The 18,834-nt window shown below is 61.1% G+C and carries 23 protein-coding genes and 1 other RNA gene; 14 read left to right on the forward strand and 10 right to left on the reverse strand.

Annotation, left to right across the window (positions count from 1 at the left end):
- Window positions 1-112 precede the first annotated feature (112 nt).
- Entirely contained in the window at window positions 113-1,039 is a 927-nt protein-coding gene (rocF, locus tag QZ571_RS06060; RefSeq protein WP_295532819.1) for an arginase, read from the forward strand.
- Window positions 1,039-2,094 (forward strand): ornithine cyclodeaminase, encoded by a 1,056-nt coding sequence (locus tag QZ571_RS06065; protein ID WP_295532820.1) that lies wholly within the window; start codon window positions 1,039-1,041, stop codon window positions 2,092-2,094. Before rocF ends, QZ571_RS06065 begins: the two co-directional genes overlap by 1 nt.
- A gap of 66 nt (window positions 2,095-2,160) precedes the next feature.
- Here the strand turns inward: QZ571_RS06065 and QZ571_RS06070 are convergent, their stop codons facing one another.
- Window positions 2,161-2,673, reverse strand: coding sequence for a gluconokinase, GntK/IdnK-type (locus QZ571_RS06070; RefSeq protein WP_295532821.1), 513 nt, complete (start codon window positions 2,671-2,673; stop codon window positions 2,161-2,163).
- Between the two features lie 459 nt (window positions 2,674-3,132).
- Between QZ571_RS06070 and QZ571_RS06075 the strand changes: the two genes are divergently transcribed.
- Window positions 3,133-4,206 carry an AbrB family transcriptional regulator gene (locus QZ571_RS06075; RefSeq protein ID WP_295532822.1) on the forward strand — a complete coding sequence of 358 codons (1,074 nt, stop codon included), beginning with the start codon at window positions 3,133-3,135 and terminating at the stop codon, window positions 4,204-4,206.
- Between the two features lie 82 nt (window positions 4,207-4,288).
- Here the strand turns inward: QZ571_RS06075 and rpmG are convergent, their stop codons facing one another.
- A complete protein-coding gene (gene rpmG, locus QZ571_RS06080; protein WP_028719409.1) occupies window positions 4,289-4,456 on the reverse strand; it encodes a 50S ribosomal protein L33 in 168 nt (55 codons plus the stop codon).
- A 194-nt stretch (window positions 4,457-4,650) separates the two neighbouring features.
- On the opposite strand from rpmG, the gene QZ571_RS06085 reads away from it, so the two are divergent.
- Window positions 4,651-5,712 carry a bifunctional transcriptional activator/DNA repair enzyme AdaA gene (locus tag QZ571_RS06085; protein ID WP_295532823.1) on the forward strand — a complete coding sequence of 354 codons (1,062 nt, stop codon included), beginning with the start codon at window positions 4,651-4,653 and terminating at the stop codon, window positions 5,710-5,712.
- Between the two features lie 60 nt (window positions 5,713-5,772).
- Here the strand turns inward: QZ571_RS06085 and QZ571_RS06090 are convergent, their stop codons facing one another.
- The 4 genes from QZ571_RS06090 to QZ571_RS06105 all read right to left on the reverse strand — a co-directional run bounded on the left by QZ571_RS06090 (window position 5,773) and on the right by QZ571_RS06105 (window position 8,780).
- Entirely contained in the window at window positions 5,773-6,483 is a 711-nt protein-coding gene (locus tag QZ571_RS06090; RefSeq protein WP_295532824.1) for a tellurite resistance TerB family protein, read from the reverse strand.
- A gap of 80 nt (window positions 6,484-6,563) precedes the next feature.
- Entirely contained in the window at window positions 6,564-6,947 is a 384-nt protein-coding gene (locus QZ571_RS06095; protein ID WP_295532825.1) for a DUF302 domain-containing protein, read from the reverse strand.
- A 163-nt stretch (window positions 6,948-7,110) separates the two neighbouring features.
- An RNA gene (gene rnpB, locus QZ571_RS06100) (RNase P RNA component class A) lies at window positions 7,111-7,535 on the reverse strand.
- 42 nt (window positions 7,536-7,577) lie between these two features.
- Window positions 7,578-8,780, reverse strand: a complete 1,203-nt coding sequence (locus QZ571_RS06105) for an MFS transporter (RefSeq protein WP_295532826.1) — start codon at window positions 8,778-8,780, stop codon at window positions 7,578-7,580.
- 184 nt (window positions 8,781-8,964) lie between these two features.
- Between QZ571_RS06105 and QZ571_RS06110 the strand changes: the two genes are divergently transcribed.
- Together QZ571_RS06110 and QZ571_RS06115 are read left to right on the forward strand one after the other, a co-directional pair.
- Complete coding sequence (locus QZ571_RS06110; protein WP_295532827.1) at window positions 8,965-9,399, forward strand: DsrE family protein; 435 nt, start codon at window positions 8,965-8,967, stop codon at window positions 9,397-9,399.
- Window positions 9,400-9,768: 369 nt separating this feature from the next.
- The gene (locus tag QZ571_RS06115) at window positions 9,769-9,960 is read left to right on the forward strand and encodes a hypothetical protein (RefSeq protein ID WP_295532828.1); all 192 of its coding nucleotides are present in this window, start codon (window positions 9,769-9,771) and stop codon (window positions 9,958-9,960) included.
- Between the two features lie 81 nt (window positions 9,961-10,041).
- Here QZ571_RS06115 and QZ571_RS06120 read toward each other — a convergent pair whose 3' ends face one another.
- From QZ571_RS06120 to gatC, 4 genes are read right to left on the reverse strand one after another with little or no spacing between them, the layout of a single operon-like run.
- Window positions 10,042-10,728, reverse strand: a complete 687-nt coding sequence (locus tag QZ571_RS06120; RefSeq protein WP_295532829.1) for an N-acetylmuramoyl-L-alanine amidase — start codon at window positions 10,726-10,728, stop codon at window positions 10,042-10,044.
- Window positions 10,725-11,435, reverse strand: a complete 711-nt coding sequence (locus QZ571_RS06125) for a hypothetical protein (protein WP_295532830.1) — start codon at window positions 11,433-11,435, stop codon at window positions 10,725-10,727. The genes QZ571_RS06120 and QZ571_RS06125 overlap by 4 nt, the downstream gene beginning before the upstream one ends.
- 4 nt (window positions 11,436-11,439) lie before the next feature.
- Complete coding sequence (gatA, locus tag QZ571_RS06130; protein WP_295532831.1) at window positions 11,440-12,918, reverse strand: Asp-tRNA(Asn)/Glu-tRNA(Gln) amidotransferase subunit GatA; 1,479 nt, start codon at window positions 12,916-12,918, stop codon at window positions 11,440-11,442.
- Window positions 12,915-13,202, reverse strand: a complete 288-nt coding sequence (gene gatC / locus QZ571_RS06135; RefSeq protein WP_038131791.1) for an Asp-tRNA(Asn)/Glu-tRNA(Gln) amidotransferase subunit GatC — start codon at window positions 13,200-13,202, stop codon at window positions 12,915-12,917. Before gatC ends, gatA begins: the two co-directional genes overlap by 4 nt.
- A 143-nt stretch (window positions 13,203-13,345) precedes the next feature.
- Here gatC and QZ571_RS06140 point away from each other — a divergent pair, with 143 nt between their 5' ends.
- From QZ571_RS06140 to QZ571_RS06175, 8 genes are all read left to right on the forward strand, one after another.
- Window positions 13,346-14,038, forward strand: a complete 693-nt coding sequence (locus QZ571_RS06140) for a metal-dependent hydrolase (protein ID WP_295532887.1) — start codon at window positions 13,346-13,348, stop codon at window positions 14,036-14,038.
- 82 nt (window positions 14,039-14,120) lie between these two features.
- Window positions 14,121-14,489, forward strand: coding sequence for a MerR family DNA-binding transcriptional regulator (locus QZ571_RS06145; RefSeq protein WP_295532832.1), 369 nt, complete (start codon window positions 14,121-14,123; stop codon window positions 14,487-14,489).
- Window positions 14,490-14,725: 236 nt separating this feature from the next.
- Window positions 14,726-15,124 (forward strand): MerR family DNA-binding transcriptional regulator, encoded by a 399-nt coding sequence (locus QZ571_RS06150; RefSeq protein WP_295532833.1) that lies wholly within the window; start codon window positions 14,726-14,728, stop codon window positions 15,122-15,124.
- Between the two features lie 31 nt (window positions 15,125-15,155).
- Window positions 15,156-16,931: an acyl-CoA dehydrogenase C-terminal domain-containing protein gene (locus QZ571_RS06155; protein WP_295532834.1), complete on the forward strand. Its 1,776-nt coding sequence runs from the start codon at window positions 15,156-15,158 to the stop codon at window positions 16,929-16,931.
- Between the two features lie 147 nt (window positions 16,932-17,078).
- Window positions 17,079-17,435 (forward strand): DUF6404 family protein, encoded by a 357-nt coding sequence (locus QZ571_RS06160; RefSeq protein ID WP_295532835.1) that lies wholly within the window; start codon window positions 17,079-17,081, stop codon window positions 17,433-17,435.
- A gap of 87 nt (window positions 17,436-17,522) precedes the next feature.
- Window positions 17,523-17,978, forward strand: coding sequence for a GFA family protein (locus QZ571_RS06165; protein WP_295532836.1), 456 nt, complete (start codon window positions 17,523-17,525; stop codon window positions 17,976-17,978).
- Window positions 17,975-18,187 (forward strand): hypothetical protein, encoded by a 213-nt coding sequence (locus tag QZ571_RS06170; RefSeq protein ID WP_295532837.1) that lies wholly within the window; start codon window positions 17,975-17,977, stop codon window positions 18,185-18,187. Before QZ571_RS06165 ends, QZ571_RS06170 begins: the two co-directional genes overlap by 4 nt.
- A 16-nt stretch (window positions 18,188-18,203) precedes the next feature.
- Window positions 18,204-18,734, forward strand: coding sequence for a hypothetical protein (locus tag QZ571_RS06175; protein WP_295532838.1), 531 nt, complete (start codon window positions 18,204-18,206; stop codon window positions 18,732-18,734).
- Window positions 18,735-18,834 lie beyond the last annotated feature (100 nt).

Raw genomic sequence — 18,834 nt, forward strand, 5'->3', positions numbered from 1 at the left:
CTTCGCACAAATAATTGCTCTATTCGATTAATTATACCTTCATTTCGCGCAAATTGACAATCGAAACCGCAAGAAAATTCCCCCATCTTGGCGCTTAACTAGGGAGATCATGATGAAAAAGACCTGTTCGCTTTTGGGCGCACCGATTCAGACGGGCGCATCTCAGCCGGGCTGTGTGATGGGGCCTGCGGCCTTGCGCACAGCGGGACTGGCGCGCGTGCTTGCTGATCTGGACTGGACCGTCACCGATCTGGGCGATCTGGCGATTGGCCCGCAAACACCCCTGCCCCATGCCAACCCCGCGATCCACGATCTGGCCGAGACCCGCGCCTGGATCACGATCCTTGCACAAGCCGCGCAGGAGGCCGCGCGCACCCACGACCTGCCCGTCTTCATGGGTGGCGATCACGCGATGGCGGCAGGAACGGTCAGCGGCATTGCGGCACATGCGGCCAGCCTGAACCGCCCGCTTTTCGTGCTGTGGCTGGATGCCCATCCCGATCTGCACACGCTCGACACCACAACCAGCGGCAATCTGCACGGCACGCCGGTCGCCTATTTCACCGCCCAGCCGGGGTTTGAGGCCTATCCGCCGCTCAAACATGCCGTGGAGCCAGCCAATATTTGTATGATGGGCATCCGCTCGGTCGATCCGGCAGAGCGTGACCGCATCACCGCGACGGGCATTGAGGTGCATGACATGCGCGCACTCGATGAGACCGGCGTGCTGGCCCCGTTGCGTGCGTTTCTGGCCCGTGTGCGCGCCGCCAATGGACTGCTGCATGTCAGCTTCGACGTTGATTTTCTCGACCCTGCAATCGCGCCTGCCGTGGGCACAACCGTGCCCGGTGGGGCGACCTTCCGCGAGGCGCATCTGATCATGGAGGAGCTGTGTGACAGCACCCTCGTAACCTCGCTTGATCTGGTCGAGCTGAACCCGTTTCTCGATGAGCGCGGGCGCACTGCAAAACTGATCCGCGACCTCACCGCCAGCCTGTTTGGCCGACGCGTTCTTGACCGCATGACCCGGAGCTATTGATGACCTCGCAGGCCCCTACCCCTTCGGCGCTCGCCTTTGTGCCCTTCGTCTCTGTCGCCAACATGATGCGGCTGGTGAACTCCATCGGCCCCGAGCAGGTACTGCGCGACTTGGCCGCATATATCGAGCAGGATTTCCGCCGCTGGCCGGAATTCGACAAGACCCCGCGCGTGGCGAGCCATTCGCAAGAGGGCGTGATCGAGCTGATGCCCACGGCAGACGCCGAAAATTACGGCTTCAAATATGTCAACGGCCACCCCAAGAACGGGCGCACCGGGCATCAGACGGTGACGGCCTTTGGCGTGCTGTCCTCGGTCGCGACGGGCTATCCGCTGCTGCTGTCGGAAATGACGGTACTGACGGCGCTGCGCACGGCGGCGACCTCGGCTTTGGTGGGTAAATACCTCGCCCCGAAAGGCGCAACCGTGATGGCGATGATCGGCAATGGCGCGCAATGCGAATTTCAGGCGCTGGCCTTTCGCGCGATCTGCGGCATCAACCGCTTGCGCCTGTATGACATCGACCCTGCGGCCACCGCGAAAGCCATGCGCAACCTCAGCGCGCAGGGCTTTGGCGTGACGGCCTGCACATCGGGCGCGCAGGCCGTGGAGGGCGCGCAGATCATCACCACCTGCACCGCCGACAAGCAATGCGCGACGATCCTGAGCGATAACATGGTCGGCGCGGGCGTGCATATCAACGCGATTGGCGGCGATTGCCCCGGCAAGACTGAGCTGCATCGCGATATCCTCACCCGCTCGGATATTTTCGTGGAATACCCGCCGCAAACCCGGATCGAGGGCGAGATCCAGCAGCTTGACGCCGATCACCCCGTGACCGAGCTGTGGCAGGTGATGCGCGGCGAGGCCGAGGGGCGGCGCGATGCGCGCCAGATCACGCTATTTGACTCTGTGGGTTTCGCAATCGAGGATTTCAGCGCCCTGCGCTACATTCACGACCAGATCGCGGGCAGCGATTTTTACCAGCCGCTTGATCTGCTGGCCGATCCCGATGACACGCGCGATCTGTTTGGCATGCTTATCCGCGCGGCGTGAACGCCCCTCGCGGTCTTGGGGGCGCGGCAGGTCTGCCCTGCCCCCTTTGGCCTGCCAAAAGCGAAGTCAACCGATCTTAGCCCCTCGCGAAAGCGCAGCGTCTTGCAAGCTGCGGCAAATCTCGGCGATGATCTGTTCTGGCGGCTGCGCAATATCACAGATCAGCGCGCCTTCCTCTTCGCTGGGCGCCTCAAGATCGGCCAACTGACAGTCAAGCAACGTGGCTGGTTTCAAATGGTCTGTCCGCTGCGCCAAACGCGCCTTGATCAAAGCGCGCGTACCGCTCAGATACACAATCGGAATCTTGCCGAGCTTACTGCGCAAGCGGTCGCGATAGGCATGTTTGAGCGCGGAGCAGGCGAAAATCACACGTTGCCGACTGAGCATACCCACGCGCAGTACCTCATAGGAAACCCGGTCAAGCCACTCCGATTGCATCGCATCATCCAGCGCCTTGCCCGATGCGATTTGCGCTTCATTCGCAGGCAGATGATAGTCATCGGCGTCAAGAAACCGCCCACCCAAGGCCTGCGCGACACCTTTGGCAATCGTACTTTTGCCGGTGCCACTCACGCCCATCACAAGCACTGATTCAATAGGATCTCTTGAGTTTACAGCCATTTCGCCCAACCAGAGTTAACGATATTTTCTGTCATTGCTTGGCTTTTTAGTCCGATCTTATCTTTAACAGGATAGGCTGATTTCCCTAATGGGAAAGAACGCAAAAGAATATGCAAAACCGAAAGTGGGGAAACAAAGCGTCGGACAATCGCCAAGCGTGCCGATTTCGCCACAACCGCAGTTGCGTGCCCGCGCCTTGCGGTGTCGCGCCGGTACCAAGGTTCGCAAATGACGCGGGGGCCTGCCCCCAAGCGACAGTTTCAACTGATGAACTCAGGGGAAATTCAGCCCCCAGCACGGCCCAATGCGCCAGCTTCCAAAGTGCTCGCCCCAAATATCGCGTGACAGCTTTCAGCCATTGGCGTGGGGCATAACTGTGCTATCTGACAGGCATAACAACAAGATGACGGCACCAATATGCTTGCCTCTTTGCTGACCCTCCCCGCGAAATGGCCCACACCGCTGCGCTGGGGTGTCTTGATCTTGGGCTCAAGCCTTTTGGCGCTGCTGCTGGGACAGGCACATCTGTCTGCGGCGCTGCTTTTGGGACCGATGATCGTCGCGATTGCGATGGCCGGGCTGGGCTCTGGCGTGGCGATCCCGCGGGTTGTTTTCATCATCGCGCAAAGCGTGGTCGGCATGATGATGGCCTCAAAACTGCCCCCCGAGCTGTTTCCTGAAATTGCGCGCGACTGGCCAATCTTTGCGGCGGGAATCCTGTCGACCGTGTTGGGCGCGATCAGTCTGGGCTGGTTGCTTTCGCGCACGGGCATGCTGCCCGGTAGCACGGCGATCTGGGGATCGTCGCCCGGGGCCGCGACGGTAATGACGCTGATGTCGGAAAGCTACGGCGCCGATATGCGGCTGGTCGCGATGATGCAATATCTGCGCGTGGCGTGCTGCGCGATCGCGGCCACGGTGGTGGTGAAACTCTTTGGGATCGCGCCGAGCCACACCGTGAGTTTAGCGCCAAGCGTCGTGCCCCATAGCGCGCTGGAGATTGCCAAGACCCTGACATTGGCGATTGGCGCGGGGTTGATCGGTTGGCGCTTGAAAGTGCCCGGTGGCGGGTTGCTGACACCGCTGATCGCAGGGGTGATCTACAATCTCGGCGGTCTGGGCGTGATCGCATTGCCCCAGCCCGTGCTGGCGCTGAGCTATGCTATCGTCGGCTGGGGGATTGGCATGCGGTTCTCTCACGAGGTGTTGCGCCATGCCGCGCGGGTGTTGCCGCTGGTGCTGGGCATGATCGTGACGCTAATTGCGCTTTGCGCGGGCTTTGCCGCCCTTTTGGTGCATTTTGCCGGCATCGAGCCGGTGACCGCCTATCTGGCGACCAGCCCCGGTGGCGCCGATTCCGTGGCAATCATCGCGGCGGGCACGCAGGTGGATATCCCCTTTGTGATGGCGATGCAGATCGGGCGATTCCTGCTGGTGCTGATCGCGGGTCCGGCAATGGCGCGCTACCTGTCACGCGGGGCACGGAGCTAACATTTGCCGCCAAATCAGGCGCGCCAAAAGCAAAAGGCCGCGCCCAACGGCACGGCCCTTCAACCAATCCAAAGCGGCGATCTTATTTGATCTTGCCTTCTTTGTATTCAACATGCTTGCGCACGACCGGATCGTATTTGTTCACGGCCATTTTTTCCGTCATGGTGCGGGCATTCTTCTTGGTCACATAGAAGTGCCCGGTGCCCGCCGTCGAGTTCAGACGGATCTTGATCGTCGTCGGCTTCGCCATTTTAATTCTCCTAGCTCCGGGCACATCGGCGCGCCCGCGGAATCCTTGAAGCCCGCCTTTTAGCTATACCCCATGCGGAGTCAACACCAAAACCCAGGCCGCACCCCAGATTTCCCGCGCGGCTTGGCGCAGAAAATAAAATAGACGCCCGTTTTTCGACAGTCCCACGCGCAAGCGGGTGCTAAGTTGGCGTCATGCTATTTGATTTGCCAGATCACGCCACCCTGTATCGCGCCCTGCTAGAGCGCGACTCGCGTTATGACGGGCAGGCCTTTGTCTGCGTAGCCACCACAGGCATTTTTTGCCGCCTGACCTGCCCTGCGCGCAAACCGCTGGCTCAAAACTGCACCTTTCACGACTCGATCGGGGCCTGCTTTGAGGCCGGGTTTCGTCCCTGTAAACGCTGCCATCCGATGCAAGCCGCCGCCAAAGCCGAGCCAGTCATCGCCACACTTCTTGACGCACTCGAGGCCGATCCGGCGCGGCGCTGGCGGGAAGGCGATCTCGCGCAGATGGGCTATGATCTGTCCACCGTGCGGCGGGCTTTCAGGCGTCATTTCGGGATGACTTTTCTGGACATGGCCCGGCTGCGTCGCTTGCGCGAGGGGTTTGAGACGCTGGCCGAGGGCGGCAAGGTGATCACCGCGCAGCATCAGGCCAGCTTTGATTCGCCCAGCGCCTTTCGTGCGGCCTTTGCCCGACTGATGGGATGCGCGCCGGGCGCCTTTCGGGCAGATGCCGCGCTGCGCGCCAGCTGGATCGCCACGCCTTTGGGCGACATGATCGCGCTGAGCAGCGCGACCCATCTGCATCTTTTGGAATTTCTCGACCGCAAGGCGCTGCCCGCGGAGTTGAAAAAGCTGCGCGAAACCACGCCCGGCGGAATCGGTATCGGGCGGTTTACCCCCACCGATCAGGCCGAGGCGGAACTGACCGAATATTTCGCGGGCCGCAGCGCGCAGTTCGCCACGCCGCTGGCCCAGCACGGATCAGAGTTCTCCCGCGCCGTCTGGGCCGCGTTGCGCACCATCCCCGCAGGCCAAACCCGCAGCTATGCCCAGATCGCCCAAGCCATCAATCGCCCCAGTGCGACCCGTGCCGTCGCGCGTGCCAACGGGGCCAATCAGATCGCGCTGATGGTGCCCTGCCATCGGGTGATCGGCGCGGATGGGTCGCTGACGGGCTATGGTGGCGGGCTGTGGCGCAAGCAACGCCTGATCGAGATCGGGCGCGGCTTCAAGTCTGCCACCCCCTGAAATGCAAGATGCGGGCCACGGCGCTTGGCCCCGACCCGCATCCCAATGTCCAAGCCCAGATCAGACCAGCGGCTTGCCCATCGTCTGATGGATTATCGCCACTTTCTCTGTCTGCAAGCCAAGCGCTGCCGCCAGATTCGCAAGATATTGCTTTTCGGCCTCGGTATCGACGGTAATCGCCATCAGCGCGGCGGAATAGACCTGCGCTTTCATGCTTTCAGCCGTATCACGGGCGAGGCCCGTCACGTCGATCTCGGCGTCGAGTTCGGATTTCACGAAGGCGATTTCCTCATCGGAGGCATCCGAAAGGTGATCAAGAATGGTCGTGCGTTCCTGATCGTCGATCGACCCGTCGGCCTTGGCCGCCTGAATCATCGCGCGGATCATCAGTTTCGCCTGATCCTCCATCGCGGGTTCTGCCGCCGTGCCGCCCGTAACCGCGCTAAGCATGCCGCCCAGACCGCCTGCGCCCGTCTTGGCCGCACTTGTCAGCGCGCCCATCAACGACCCAAGCCCCGCCTCAGCCGCTCCCGTCGCCGAGGCTGCCTGATCACCAAATTTGGCGAACATATCGCGCACGCTGTCCTTGCCGCCGGGGACGCCCATTTTTTCCGCCATATCGCCGATCTGATCGGCTACGCCGCCGGGTTGACCGGCACTTCCGAGGGCGTCTTTCATGCCCTGCAAGCCACCCATTTTCGAAAACTTCTGCGCCCCTTTGGCAGCAGCAAACCCCACCGCCAAAGTTGCCAATGTCTTGACGAAGCTCATGTCAGCCTCCCGAGTTGAGTTAAATCCACGCCAGTCTTGCGCGTGATCCCCCGGAAGGCCAGCAAAAACGCTATATCAGGTCAAAGCGCCGCGATGACGTCCTTGAGCATTGCGCGCACCTTGGTTGCGACTTCGGCTAGCCCGTCACTTTTCACCGCCTGCATCGAGACCACCGGATCGACGGCTGACACCTCGACCCCACCTTCGACTTCGCGCAGGATCACGTTGCAGGGCAACATCGCGCCAATTTTGGGCTCGTGCTGGATCGCTCTAAAGGCCAGTTTCGGATTGCACGCGCCAAGGATCTTGTAGCGCGGCATGTCTTCATCCAGCTTGGCCTTCATCGTGGCCGAGACATTGATCTCCGTCAGCACGCCAAACCCCGCCGCGCCCAAAGCCGCGCGCACCTGCGCCTCAACGGCGTCAAAATCTCCGTCCAATGTCTTGTCGATCGTATAAGTCATCTTCGCTCCTCCTGAAGGTCGTATAAGTCTACCTTCTAAGCTTGGGGTCTGGCGCGAAAAAGAAAGGTCCACTCGCGCAGAGGTGCGATTGCAATTTCGCACAGTGCGGCGCCACTGCGGCCAAGACCCCGAGGGAACCCCCTCCCTCAAAGCCATGAAAAATTTGCGCGGATGGCCTGTAAGCCGGATTCTGTCCAAGGGTTGCCCCTCTGGATGACCATTCCTCTCGCCCTGTCGTTGCCAACAGGGTCCAGCCGCCAACCCGGATCGCTCGGGGCGAAGTTCCCCTGCCGTCACCCGTTGCCGGGGCGGCGCACGATCCCTATTCGGCGTTGCTCCCGGTGGGGCTTGCCATGCCAGGACTGTTACCAGCCCCGCGGTGGGCTCTTACCCCACCGTTTCACCCTTACCCACAAGATCCGCCGAGGCGAACCGATTGGGCGGTATCTTTTCTGTGGCGCTTTCCGTCGGGTTGCCCCGCCCGGGCGTTACCCGGCACCGTTACTTCATGGAGTCCGGACTTTCCTCGGGCACCCAGCTGTCCGCAGAAACGGAGCTATGGGCACTCGCGGTCATCCGGCCATCCGCGCATCGTTGCAGATAGGCAATCACATGCGGCGGGTCAATCGCCTAGGCGCGCGCCGCCCGTGCTTCACGTGCCAACAGGACCAGCGTGATCAGGCACAACAGCGCCACGACGGCGGCAAAGCCGATCGCGCTGGCGTAAAGCCCAAAGACCGCGCTGGCCAAGCCAACCCCGACCACCGGCAGTGACAGCGCAACATAGGACACCGTGAAAAAGGTCGAGGTGACGGCAGCGCGTTCGTCAACGGGCGCGGCTTGCGCGACCCGGCCCAGCCCGGCACGCAGCACCAACCCGTTCCCCACACCCGCAATCATCGCCCCAACGAAAATCACCGAGAGTTGCGCCAACACAAGCCCGGCGCCCAAGACCAACACCCCCGTCAACAGCAGACCGACCCCGATGGGCAAGCGACGATGCGCCGGAAAGAGCGGCAACAACATCTGTCCCAGCACCGCCATCAGCAGGAAAGAGGCCACATCCAACCCGACCAGAATCTCGCTGTGACGCCCCAAAACCGCGCCTAGAAACGCGGGCGACACGGCCGTGAAGAACCCCGCCACCATGAAACCGGCAAAGGCCGCCGTGGCTGCGGGCACAAAGACCGGACGGACCTCGGGCGGCACTTCGAGACGCTGCATCTGCAGCCGTGGATGCGCGGGTTTGTTGACGGTTTCCGGCGCGATCAAGATCAGCACGGCACCGATCACGGCCAGCCCAAGATGGCTAAGGTAGGGTGTCACCAGCGGGTCAGACACGTCTTGCAAGATAAGCGCCGCAAATAGCGGCCCCAGCCCCAACCCGCCCAGATTGGCCGCAACGGCCACCAGCGGGCCATGCGCGCGCCAACGCTCTGGCATCAGCTCGATCACCGACACCGTCGCAGCACCCGTGTAAATCCCCGCCGACATCCCCGAGATCAACCGCCCCAGTAACAGCCAGCTCAGCCCGTCGGCCTGCGCCAAGATCACGTCGCTCAGCGCCGCACAGCCCAGCCCTGCCAGCAGCATCGGCCGTCGCCCGATCTGATCCGACCAGCGCCCCATGCCCAAAAGCGCCCCGATCACCCCCACCGCATAGACTGCAAAAATCACCGTGATCAGCGGCTCGGAAAACCCAAAACCCTGCCGATAGAGCGGATAAAGCGGGGTTGGCACCGTGGTGCCCAGCATCACCACGAAAAATGCGAATACCGTGCCCGGCAGACCCAAAACATGGCGTAATCTGGAAGCGGCGTGAAACGACGTCATACGAAAGGGTCTCCGGGCAGTTGGGCAATCGGGCAAGCGCGACGCGCGCCGTCACGAGCGCTCCACTTGGCGCGGCGAAGCGGCGCGGCCATTCACGAATGAGTGAGCGCCCTGCGCGGTTTTTGTTGCAATTCGCAAGCGCTTTGCCAAGGCTGTAGGTTCAGAATGTGAAAGGGAGAGTCACATGATTAAGGGAGGAACCCGCCTCGGGCTTGCGCTCGCGGCGACACTATGGGCCTTGCCGGTCTTTGCCGAGCAAAAGGTCGCCATTCAGGTCGATGAAGCCGACCCGAAAGTGATGAATATCGCGCTCAATAACGCCGCGAATATCATCAAATATTATGAGGAGAAGGGTGAGAAGATAAGCGTCGAGATCGTCACCTATGGCCCCGGCCTGAACATGCTGCGCTCGGACACGTCGCCGGTGAAGGCGCGAATCGAGGAAATGGCGATGACCGATCAGCCGATTCATTTCCGCGCCTGCGCCAACACGATTGCGGGAATGACGCGAAAACTGGGCAAGGCGCCGCCGCTGGTTGACGAGGCCGAAGTCGTGCCCTCGGGCGCGGTCTATCTGATGGAGCTTCAAGGTCAGGGCTACGCGTATTTGCGCCCCTGAGCGTCCAAGCGCGAAAATACAAAAGAGAGGGGCGCGCGCGCAGGCTGCGCCCCTTTTCGCGGACCAGAATTCCCAAGTGATGGGCGGACAGCAACGCGTTAACAATTATTAGCGCCTCTTCAACACTTCGTTGATATCAATGGGCATGGCTGCGTAACTTACTGTCAGTGAACAGAAACATCCTTGCATGAGCGATCGAGCAGGATCATCTCAGATGTGTTGCAGCGTCGTCACGACCAAATTTGTAACTGTCGCATCGCTAGCCTGCGCCTTTTCACCCATGTCCGCATTTGCCCAAGATAACGCTTGGCGGCAACCTGATGCGCACCCGTCTTTCGGGGGGCGGCAGTCATATTGATCTCGATATGATTGGCGTCGCTGGAATACGCCCGCACCAAAGCCGATCTGGGCGGTGGAAGCGCCTCGTTGAACACGGTGCGCCTTGGCGTGCCCCTCCCGTTCGGTCAGGCGACGGGAAAAGTGCCGCTGAACAGCGTGGCGGATTCGATCTTGAACCCGACCCATAGCGCGCTGTCCTCAACCGTTCTCAGCGCGTTCTGAGACGGCTGAAACGCAATAGCGAAAGGCCGAAGGCGTCAACCTCCGGCCTTTTTCATTTGAGACATGACTGCCCGGCGGCGCCTAGCTCGCGCGCCACGCCCCACCATCATTGCCAAAACGCATCGCAAGATCCGCGACCAGCGCCATGTCGGTGGCATCGAGCGGCCCCTGATAGCGCGGACGAAAGCGCAGCCGAAAGGCGGGCAGCAGCGTCTCGATCCCCAGATCGCCATAGCCAAAACTTAGCGCCAAGGCGCAAAACGTGTCGGCATTGGGCGCAGGTGCATTGCGCGGCTCGGGCCAGATCGACAGCCCCTGACACGCCAAACGCTGCCAATCGAACCGTGAACCGGGATCGATCTTGCGCCCCGGCGACATATCGGAATGGCCGATGATATTTTCAGGCGGGATCGCCCAGCGCGCCATGATAGCGCCTAGCAAGCCCTCAAGCGCGGCCATTTGTGGTTCGGGAAAAGGGCGTTCGCCAAGATTGTCCAACTCGATCCCGATCGAGCGGGAATTCACATCGTCACAACCGCGCCATTGCCCTGCCCCGGCATGCCAGGCGCGCATCTCTTCGGGCACCAGTTGCTCGGCCTGCCCATCACTGCCGATCAGCCAATGCGCCGAAACTTCGGCCTCGGGCAGGCACAGACGCGTGCGCGCCGAGCCAAAACTGGGCATCGCGGTGTAATGGATCACCACCAGCTCCGGGCGCGCGCCGCCCCGCCGCTCACCGAAATTGGGTGAGGGCAGCGCGCAGATCACTGGCGGGCGGCCTGAAACGGTGTCGGATCCCAGCCACAGGCAAATCCATCCCCGTCGGGATCAAGGTTCAGCTTGTCGCGCTGCGGCCCCCCCGACGACAGAAACGCAATCTGCGCCTGGTCGGCCGAGATATATTTCGCGCAGGCTTTGTCCGTCGAGGTCAGGTGAATTCCGCCGCGTTTATAGACCGACTGGCCCGGGCGGTTGGACACCGACAGCGCATAAGCCGCAAGATTTGGCCCAGACGCATCATTATCCAAGATCGGTTGCGCAGCTACGGGCGCAGGCGTGGCAGGCAGGCTTGACGCCGTTGTGCTGGACCCGCTTGTCGCGTTCATTGTATCGCCGCTCGGCGCGGTCTGTTGCAACGCCGCCATCGCATCCGCACCAATCGTGTCCCCGGCCGTCCCCGACATCGCGGGGGCGGGCACGCTTGGATTATTCCCAATCGTGCCCGTCGCATCAATCGAGGGGGCCGAAAGCGCATCGGTCGTGCCCGGCATCGCCGTGCCCGTTGCATTGAGGGGCGCGCCAGCGGGCGAGGGGTTGGTGCCCGGCTCGCCCGGCATCACGCCTTGGGCAGTAGGCGGCACGATCGGCTGACCACGCAACTGCGCCTCGCGCTGTGACTCGGGGCCAGAATCGGGGATTGAGGACACACAGCCCGCAAGGGCCACAACGCCACCAAGAACAGCCAAAGCACGCATCATATCACCACCATTTTTTCGGTTTCGCGGCAAAGCCTGCCGCCTGTTCCAAAACGTAGGCGTGGTTCAAAAGTTCCCCTTCTTCCCACGGACGTCCGATCAATTGCAGCCCCAGCGGCAAGCCCTTGGCATCCAGCCCACAGGGAACCGAAATGCCCGGCAGGCCAGCAAGGTTCACGGTCACGGTGAACACATCGTTGAGATACATCGCGACCGGATCAGCATCCGCCATCTCGCCCAGACCAAAGGCCGACGAGGGCGTGGCAGGCGTCAGGATCGCGTCGATCCCTTGGGCAAAGACCTGTTCGAAATCGCGTTTGATCAGGGCACGCACCTTGCGGGCGCGGTTGTAATAGGCGTCGTAAAAGCCCGCGCTCAGCACATAGGTGCCGATCATCACGCGGCGCTGAACCTCGGCGCCAAAGCCCTCGGCGCGGGTTTTTTCATACATGTCGGTAATGCCTTCGCCCGCCGCCAGCTTGGCGCGGTGGCCATAGCGCACCCCGTCATAGCGCGCGAGGTTCGAGGAGGCCTCGGCAGGGGCCACGACATAATAGGCGGGCAGCGCGTATTTCGTTTGCGGCAACGAGATATCGACAATCTCGGCGCCGGCATCTTTCAGCATCGCGATCCCGTTTTCCCAGAGCTTTTCGATCTCGGCGGGCATGCCCTCAAGGCGATATTCTTTGGGGATACCGATCTTCTTGCCGCGAATATCGCCCGTCAACATCGCTTCGAAATCAGGAACGGCGATCTCGGTCGAGGTCGAATCCTTGGGGTCATGGCTGCACATCGTGCCCAGCATGATCGCGGCATCGCGCACCGATTTCGTCATCGGCCCGGCCTGATCGAGGCTAGACGCAAACGCCACCACACCCCAGCGCGACACACGCCCATAAGTCGGCTTGATGCCCACGATGCCGGTGAAGGCTGCAGGCTGGCGGATTGAACCGCCAGTATCGGTGCCCGTTGCTGCCAGACACAGATCCGCCGCCACAGCCGCCGCCGAGCCACCCGAAGAGCCGCCCGGCGTCAACTGACGGTCATCGACCTTCCACGGGTTCACAACCGGGCCATAGCAGGCGGATTCGTTGCTCGAGCCCATCGCGAACTCGTCCATGTTGAGCTTGCCCAACATCACCGCGCCCGCATCCCACAGGTTCTGCGTCACGGTCGATTCGTATTCCGGCTTGAACCCTTCGAGGATGTGTGAGGCTGCCTGCGTTGCGACACCCTTGGTCGCGAACAGGTCCTTGATCCCTAGCGGGATGCCGCACATCGCAGGCGCATCGCCCGACTTGATCCGCGCATCGGCGGCCTTGGCCTGCTCCAGCGCGATCTCGGGGGTTTTGTGCACGAACGCATTCAGCGCCCCTGCCCCTTCGATCTCGCCCAGACAGGCCTCGGTCAGCTCCACCGAGGTCAGATCGCCCTTGGCCAGCGCATCGCGCGCTGCGGAAATGGTCAGTTTGTTCAGGCTCATTCGACCACCTTCGGCACGGCAAAGAAACCCTCGCGGGCATCGGGCGCGTTCTTCAGAATTTTCTCGGGATAGCCGCCATCGGTGACCACATCTTCACGCCGCTTCAGGCGCATCGGCGTCACCGAGGTCATCGGCTCCACCCCCTCAACGTCAACTTCGTTGAGCTGCTCCATGAAGGTCAGGATGTTGGACAGCTCGGATGCAAGCGCAGGAAGGTGGTCTTCGGGCACCCGGATTCGGGCCAGATGCGCCACCTTGCGCGCGGTGTCGATATCAATGGACATTGGGTCACTCCGCTACTCTTGGATCGCGGTTTAGCCCGTGCATCAGCCGCTTTCAAGCGCCCCGCCCGATTGTGAGCGTCCCTCCCCCTATCCGGCACAGATTTACGCCCTAGACTTGGGGAAGACACAAAGGAGGACCAATGATGAAACTGACCTGGCTTGGCCATTCCGGCTTTCGTATCGAGACGGGCGACGCGGTGATCCTGCTGGACCCGTTCCTGACCGGCTCGCCCGTCTTTCCCGATGACAAACGCGGCGAGGCGATCAAAGGCGCGACCCATATCTTACTGACCCACGGCCATGGCGATCACGCATCGGATGCGGTGCCAATCGCCAAGGAATTGAGCATCCCGATCTATTGCATCCATGAACTGTCGATCATCCTCGGGGCTGAGGGCGCTGAGGTTGTGGGCTTTGGCAAAGGCGGCACGGTCGATATTGGCGGCGCCAAGGTAACGATGGTGAATGCGACCCATTCGGCCTCGATCGACTATAAGGGCGGCGATCCGATCTATGCCGGACAGCCCGCAGGCTTCATGATCGCGGCGGAAGATCACACGATCTATGTCAGCGGCGACACCGACATCATGGCCGATATGGAATGGATGGGCGAGCTGCACCAACCCGATATCGGCATCCTCGCGGCGGGTGGTCATTACACGATGAACATGGAGCGCGCGGCATGGGCGGCCAAGAAATACTTTGATTTCAAGACCGTGATCCCCTGCCATTACAAGACATTCGGCCTGCTGGAGCAATCAGCCCAGCCGCTGATCGACGGGCTGGCGGGCGTTAACGTGATCGAACCCGAAATCCTCAAACCGATCGAAATCTAAACAAAGGCGCGACCGGGCGGCAAGCGATCGCTTGAAGCCCGCCGCCCGGCGCGCTAGATTTTGGCTCTAGAGGAGGGGCAGTATGTCCGATTTGCTGACGTTCAAGGAAATGTGCGAGCGCTTCGACGTAACGCCGCGCACCTTGCGCTATTACGAGTATATCGAGCTTCTAAGCCCACAAAAGGAAGGCCGCTCGCGCTTTTATGGTCCGCGTGAGATTGCCCGCATGACGCTGATCCTGCGCGGCCGCCGCTTTGGTTTTTCTCTAGAAGAGTCGCGGCAATGGCTGCAAATCTATGATCAAAAGGGCACGCAGGAACAAAATCGCGTCTGGATCGAATTGGCCGATCGCCAGCTCGGCATTCTCCGCGCGCAGCGCGATGAGCTGGACAGCGCGATCGAAGATCTCCGACAATTGCGTGATCAGGGCTCGCCCCCCCTTGATTCTTGACTGCAAAATGCATTCCTTAGCGTCAGCACGCATGAGAAACCTCAAGCGGGCTTAATAATAAGTTTCGCATTCGGCGAAAGAATATTTCTTGGCCGAATGGTTAAAAGTTCCTGACATTACGTCACCAAATTCGTGACGCGACGTTACGGTGACGTACGCGTCAAGAAGTCTTGTAATGTAGGGGCAGTCGTATGATTTGCCCCTGCATTACGCTAAGGAAACACGGGGCTGAGAGCATGACCGAAGACGAAGTTTTGACGATCCGCGAGATGTGTGACGCGTTCAATGTAACGCCGCGCACCCTGCGGTTCTACGAAAGCAAGGAGTTGCTGTTCCCCATCCGTGAGGGTCAGAAACGGCTATTTACGCGGCGTGATCGCGCAAGGCTGAAACTGATCCTGCGCGGCAAGCGTTTTGGCTTTAGCCTGGAGGATATCCGCCAGCTGCTGGATCTTTACGAAATGGGCGATCAGCAAAAGACGCAGCTGCACGAGACGATTAAAGTCGCGCAGCAAAGAATGTCGGAGATGTCGCGCCAACGGGATGAGTTGGGGCAGGCCATTTCCGAACTGGCCGAGCAGATCAGCTGGGCAGAGAAACAACTGGATAAGGCGCGCCACACCGACGCGGCCTGATCCGCGACTGACGAAAAACCGGGAGGACGCCATGCCGAATTTCACCGCCAACACCAAGGACATGCAGTTCGTGCTGCAAGAGGTTCTGAAGATCTCGCAGACCGATATTCCGGGCTATGAGGACATGGAGCCCGATTTCACCGAGGCCGTGCTTGATGCCGCCGGTAAGGTCAGCGCCGAAGTGCTCGCCCCGCTCAATGAAGTTGGCGACAAGGAAGGCTGCGTGCTGGAAAACGGCATGGTGCGCACGCCCAAGGGCTTTGACAAGGCCTTTGCCGCGATGAAAGACGGTGGCTGGACCGCACTGGATTGCGACCCCGAATATGGCGGTCAGGGCATGCCTTATGTGCTCAACTGCGCGGTGGGCGAGATGTTCGTGTCCGCCAACATGGCGTTCAACATGTATCAGGGCCTGACGCATGGCGCCTACTCGGCGATCCACACGCATGGCACGGACGCGCAGAAATCCACCTATCTGCCCAAGATGGTCACCTGTGACTGGACCGGCACGATGAACCTGACCGAGCCCCATTGCGGCACCGATCTGGGTCTCATGCGCACCAAGGCAGAGCCGCAGGACGATGGCTCTTATCTGATCACCGGCACCAAGATCTTCATCTCGGCGGGCGATCATGACCTCTCGGATAACGTGATCCATCTGGTACTGGCCAAGGCACCGGGCGGTGGTGAGGGCACCAAAGGTGTGTCGCTGTTCATCGTGCCGAAGTTCCTCGTGAATGACGATGGTTCCCTGGGCGAGCGCAACGCGGTCTCCGTGGGCAAGCTCGAAGAGAAGATGGGCATCCACGGCAACGCCACTTGCGTGATGAACTACGACAGCGCCAAGGGCTGGCTGCTGGGCGATCTGCACAAGGGCATGCGCGCGATGTTCACGATGATGAACGAGGCGCGTCTGGGCGTGGGCCTGCAAGGCTACGCCGTGGCCGAGGCCGCCTATCAAGAGGCCGTGGCCTATGCCAAGGATCGTCTGCAAGGCCGCGCCGTCACCGGGGCCGAGGCCCCTGACAAGGCCGCCGATCCGATCATCGTGCACCCCGATGTGCGCCGGATGCTGATGGATCAGAAAAGCTTTGTTGAGGGCGCGCGTGCGTTCACCTTCTGGGGCGCGCATCTGATTGACCGCGTGCACAAGGCGGGTGACAAAGACGCTGACGGGCTGATCTCGTTGATGACGCCGGTGATCAAGGGCTTCCTGACCGACAAGGGCTTTGAGACCGCGGTGCAGGCCCAGCAGGTGTTCGGCGGCCACGGCTACACCGAAGATTGGCCGATGTCGCAGCATGTGCGCGACGCCCGCATCGCGATGATCTATGAGGGCGCGAACGGCATTCAGGCGCTCGATCTGGTGGGCCGCAAGCTCGCTCAGGACGGCGGCAAGCATGTCATGGCCTTCTTTGAGATGGTCAAGGCCGAGTGTAAGTCGCATGACGGCGATGAGCGCATGAAACCCTTCACCGATGCGCTGAAAGTGGCCAGCAAACAGCTTCAGGCGGCGGGCATGTTCTTTATGCAAAGCGGCATGAAGAACCCCAACGCGGCGCTGTCGGGCAGCTATGACTTCATGCATCTGATGGGCCATGTCTGCCTTGGCCTGATGTGGACGCGGATGGCAAAAGCCGCCAATGTCGCGCTGGACAATGGAGCGACCGATACCGCGTTCTACGAGGGCAAGATCGCCACCGGCCGCTACTACATGGCGCGCCAACTGCCCGCCTGCGCGATGCACCTGGCCCGCATCGAAACAGGGGCCGAAACGGTGATGGCGCTGGCCGAAGATCAGTTCTGATCCCAAGCGACCCAAGACCTAAGACGGCGGGCTTTGGCCCGCCGTTTTCAAATTGATCACCAGCATGTGCGGTGAAGTGTCCGGCCGGGCGATTGTGTCAGCCCGGGCGCGCGCTACCCTAGCCTCAATTCGACTCATGAGGTTGCCATGTATCTGGGCACAGCTGAAACCAATCGCCGCTATGCGGTCGCGCTGTCTGAATTGCGCGCGCGCGGCGTGATTCACGGCCCCCGCCCGCTGCTTGCGCGGGTGATGGCAGCGCTTGGCCTGGAGCCGCGTCCGGGCCCGTATCTGAGCTGGCGGCAAACCCTGCTGATTTACACCATCGGCTTTGCCATCGCGCGTCTTGTCGTTGATCCGCTGCTAAGCTGGACGACAGGATTGTCCTTCGGTGTGCATATCCTCGGGCTGGTGCTAAGCGCGCTGTTTTTCGGCTCCATCGTGGCGGGTCTGCAAATCTGGCGTCAGCATAAATTGGGCCTGAGCGCCTGGGATCAGCTTTAGACGCGACGGCCCCAAGGCCACGCCCCAAGCCCATGGCCACCCCCCAAGATCATGCTAAACTGTGGCGGCACAGCTTCGGAGCGCCAGATGATGCCTCAAAATCCGACTTTTCCTACAGCACGTGGCGGCTGCCAATGCGGCGCGATCCGATTCACCGTGTCCGAAGGCCCCGCCAAAGCCGGTCTTTGCCATTGCCGGATGTGCCAGCGCGCCACCGGAAATGCCTTTGCGCCGCTTTTCGAGGTGCCCGGTGCGCGGGTCGAATGGCAGGGCGAGACGCCACGCGAATGGGCCTCCTCCAACATCTCTGTGCGCGGGTTTTGCCCGACCTGCGGCACGCCGCTCTATTTGCGGACGGGCGACACGATAGAAATCATGGCGGGCTGCTTTGCCCCCGATTTCCCCTATCAACCGCGCGACCAAGGCGGGATCGAGGCAAAGATGGGCTGGCTCGACCAGCTAAGCCACCTGCCCGCACATGACACTTATCCCGATCTGATCGCACAGGTCGTTTCGAACCAAGCCCCCGAGGAGCGCGGATGACCAAACGCCTGAAACTGACCCGCCGCTTTCCCGTCGCCATGACAAACGATGCTTATCGTCGCCTCAACCGCTTTGCTCAAGAAGCCGAGATCACGCCGGACGAGGCCTTGACCTTCCTCTTTGAACATTTCAATTCGGTGACCCATCAAGAGAACCTCACCCACAGGTTGCGGCTGTTCAAGGCGGAATTGCCAGAGCGCAAAGCCTAGGCGCGAAAGGTCCGATATGCCTCGTCTGCTTCTTGCAACTGCGCTTTGTCTCGCGACCAGCCTGCCTGCCCTTGCCTTCGATGCGTCAGATCGCAATGCGATCACCCAAGAGGCGGCGGGTTTCGTGCGCGCGGTGCAAGACAAGAACTATGACGTGTTTTTTGACACCGTGCCGCCAAAGATGATGCGCGCCCTTGCCTCGCAATCGGGCGTGGGGGTCGATGCGCTGGAAGGCGAGATGGAAACGCAGATCAAAAAGGCGATGGCCCCCGTGGTGATCGACAGTTTCTCCATGGATGTCGCCGCGATGCAAAGCGGGCAAACCAAGGCGGGGCGCGCCTATGCGACAATCCCGACCACCTCGGTTCTGAAACTGCCCGCACGCGGCAAGCTGCGGCGCGACGACACCACTTTGGCCCTGCAAGACAATGCCGAATGGTATCTGATCCGCCTCGATAGCCCCACGCAGCTTCGCCTGTTGCGCAAAACCTATCCGGATTTTCAGGGTATTACCTTTCCCAAAGCCACGGAAGTGGTGGTGCAATAGGTCGGCCAGTTCACCTTCTTTTCACCTTTCGCAAACGGAACGTCTCGCGCGCTCTCGCGTTAGACGCGACGTCGTGATGGAATGACGTTGCGGCGAAACG

It is taken from the genome of uncultured Thioclava sp., assembly GCF_913064665.1.
GTDB classification, from domain to species: Bacteria; Pseudomonadota; Alphaproteobacteria; order Rhodobacterales; family Rhodobacteraceae; genus Thioclava; species Thioclava arctica.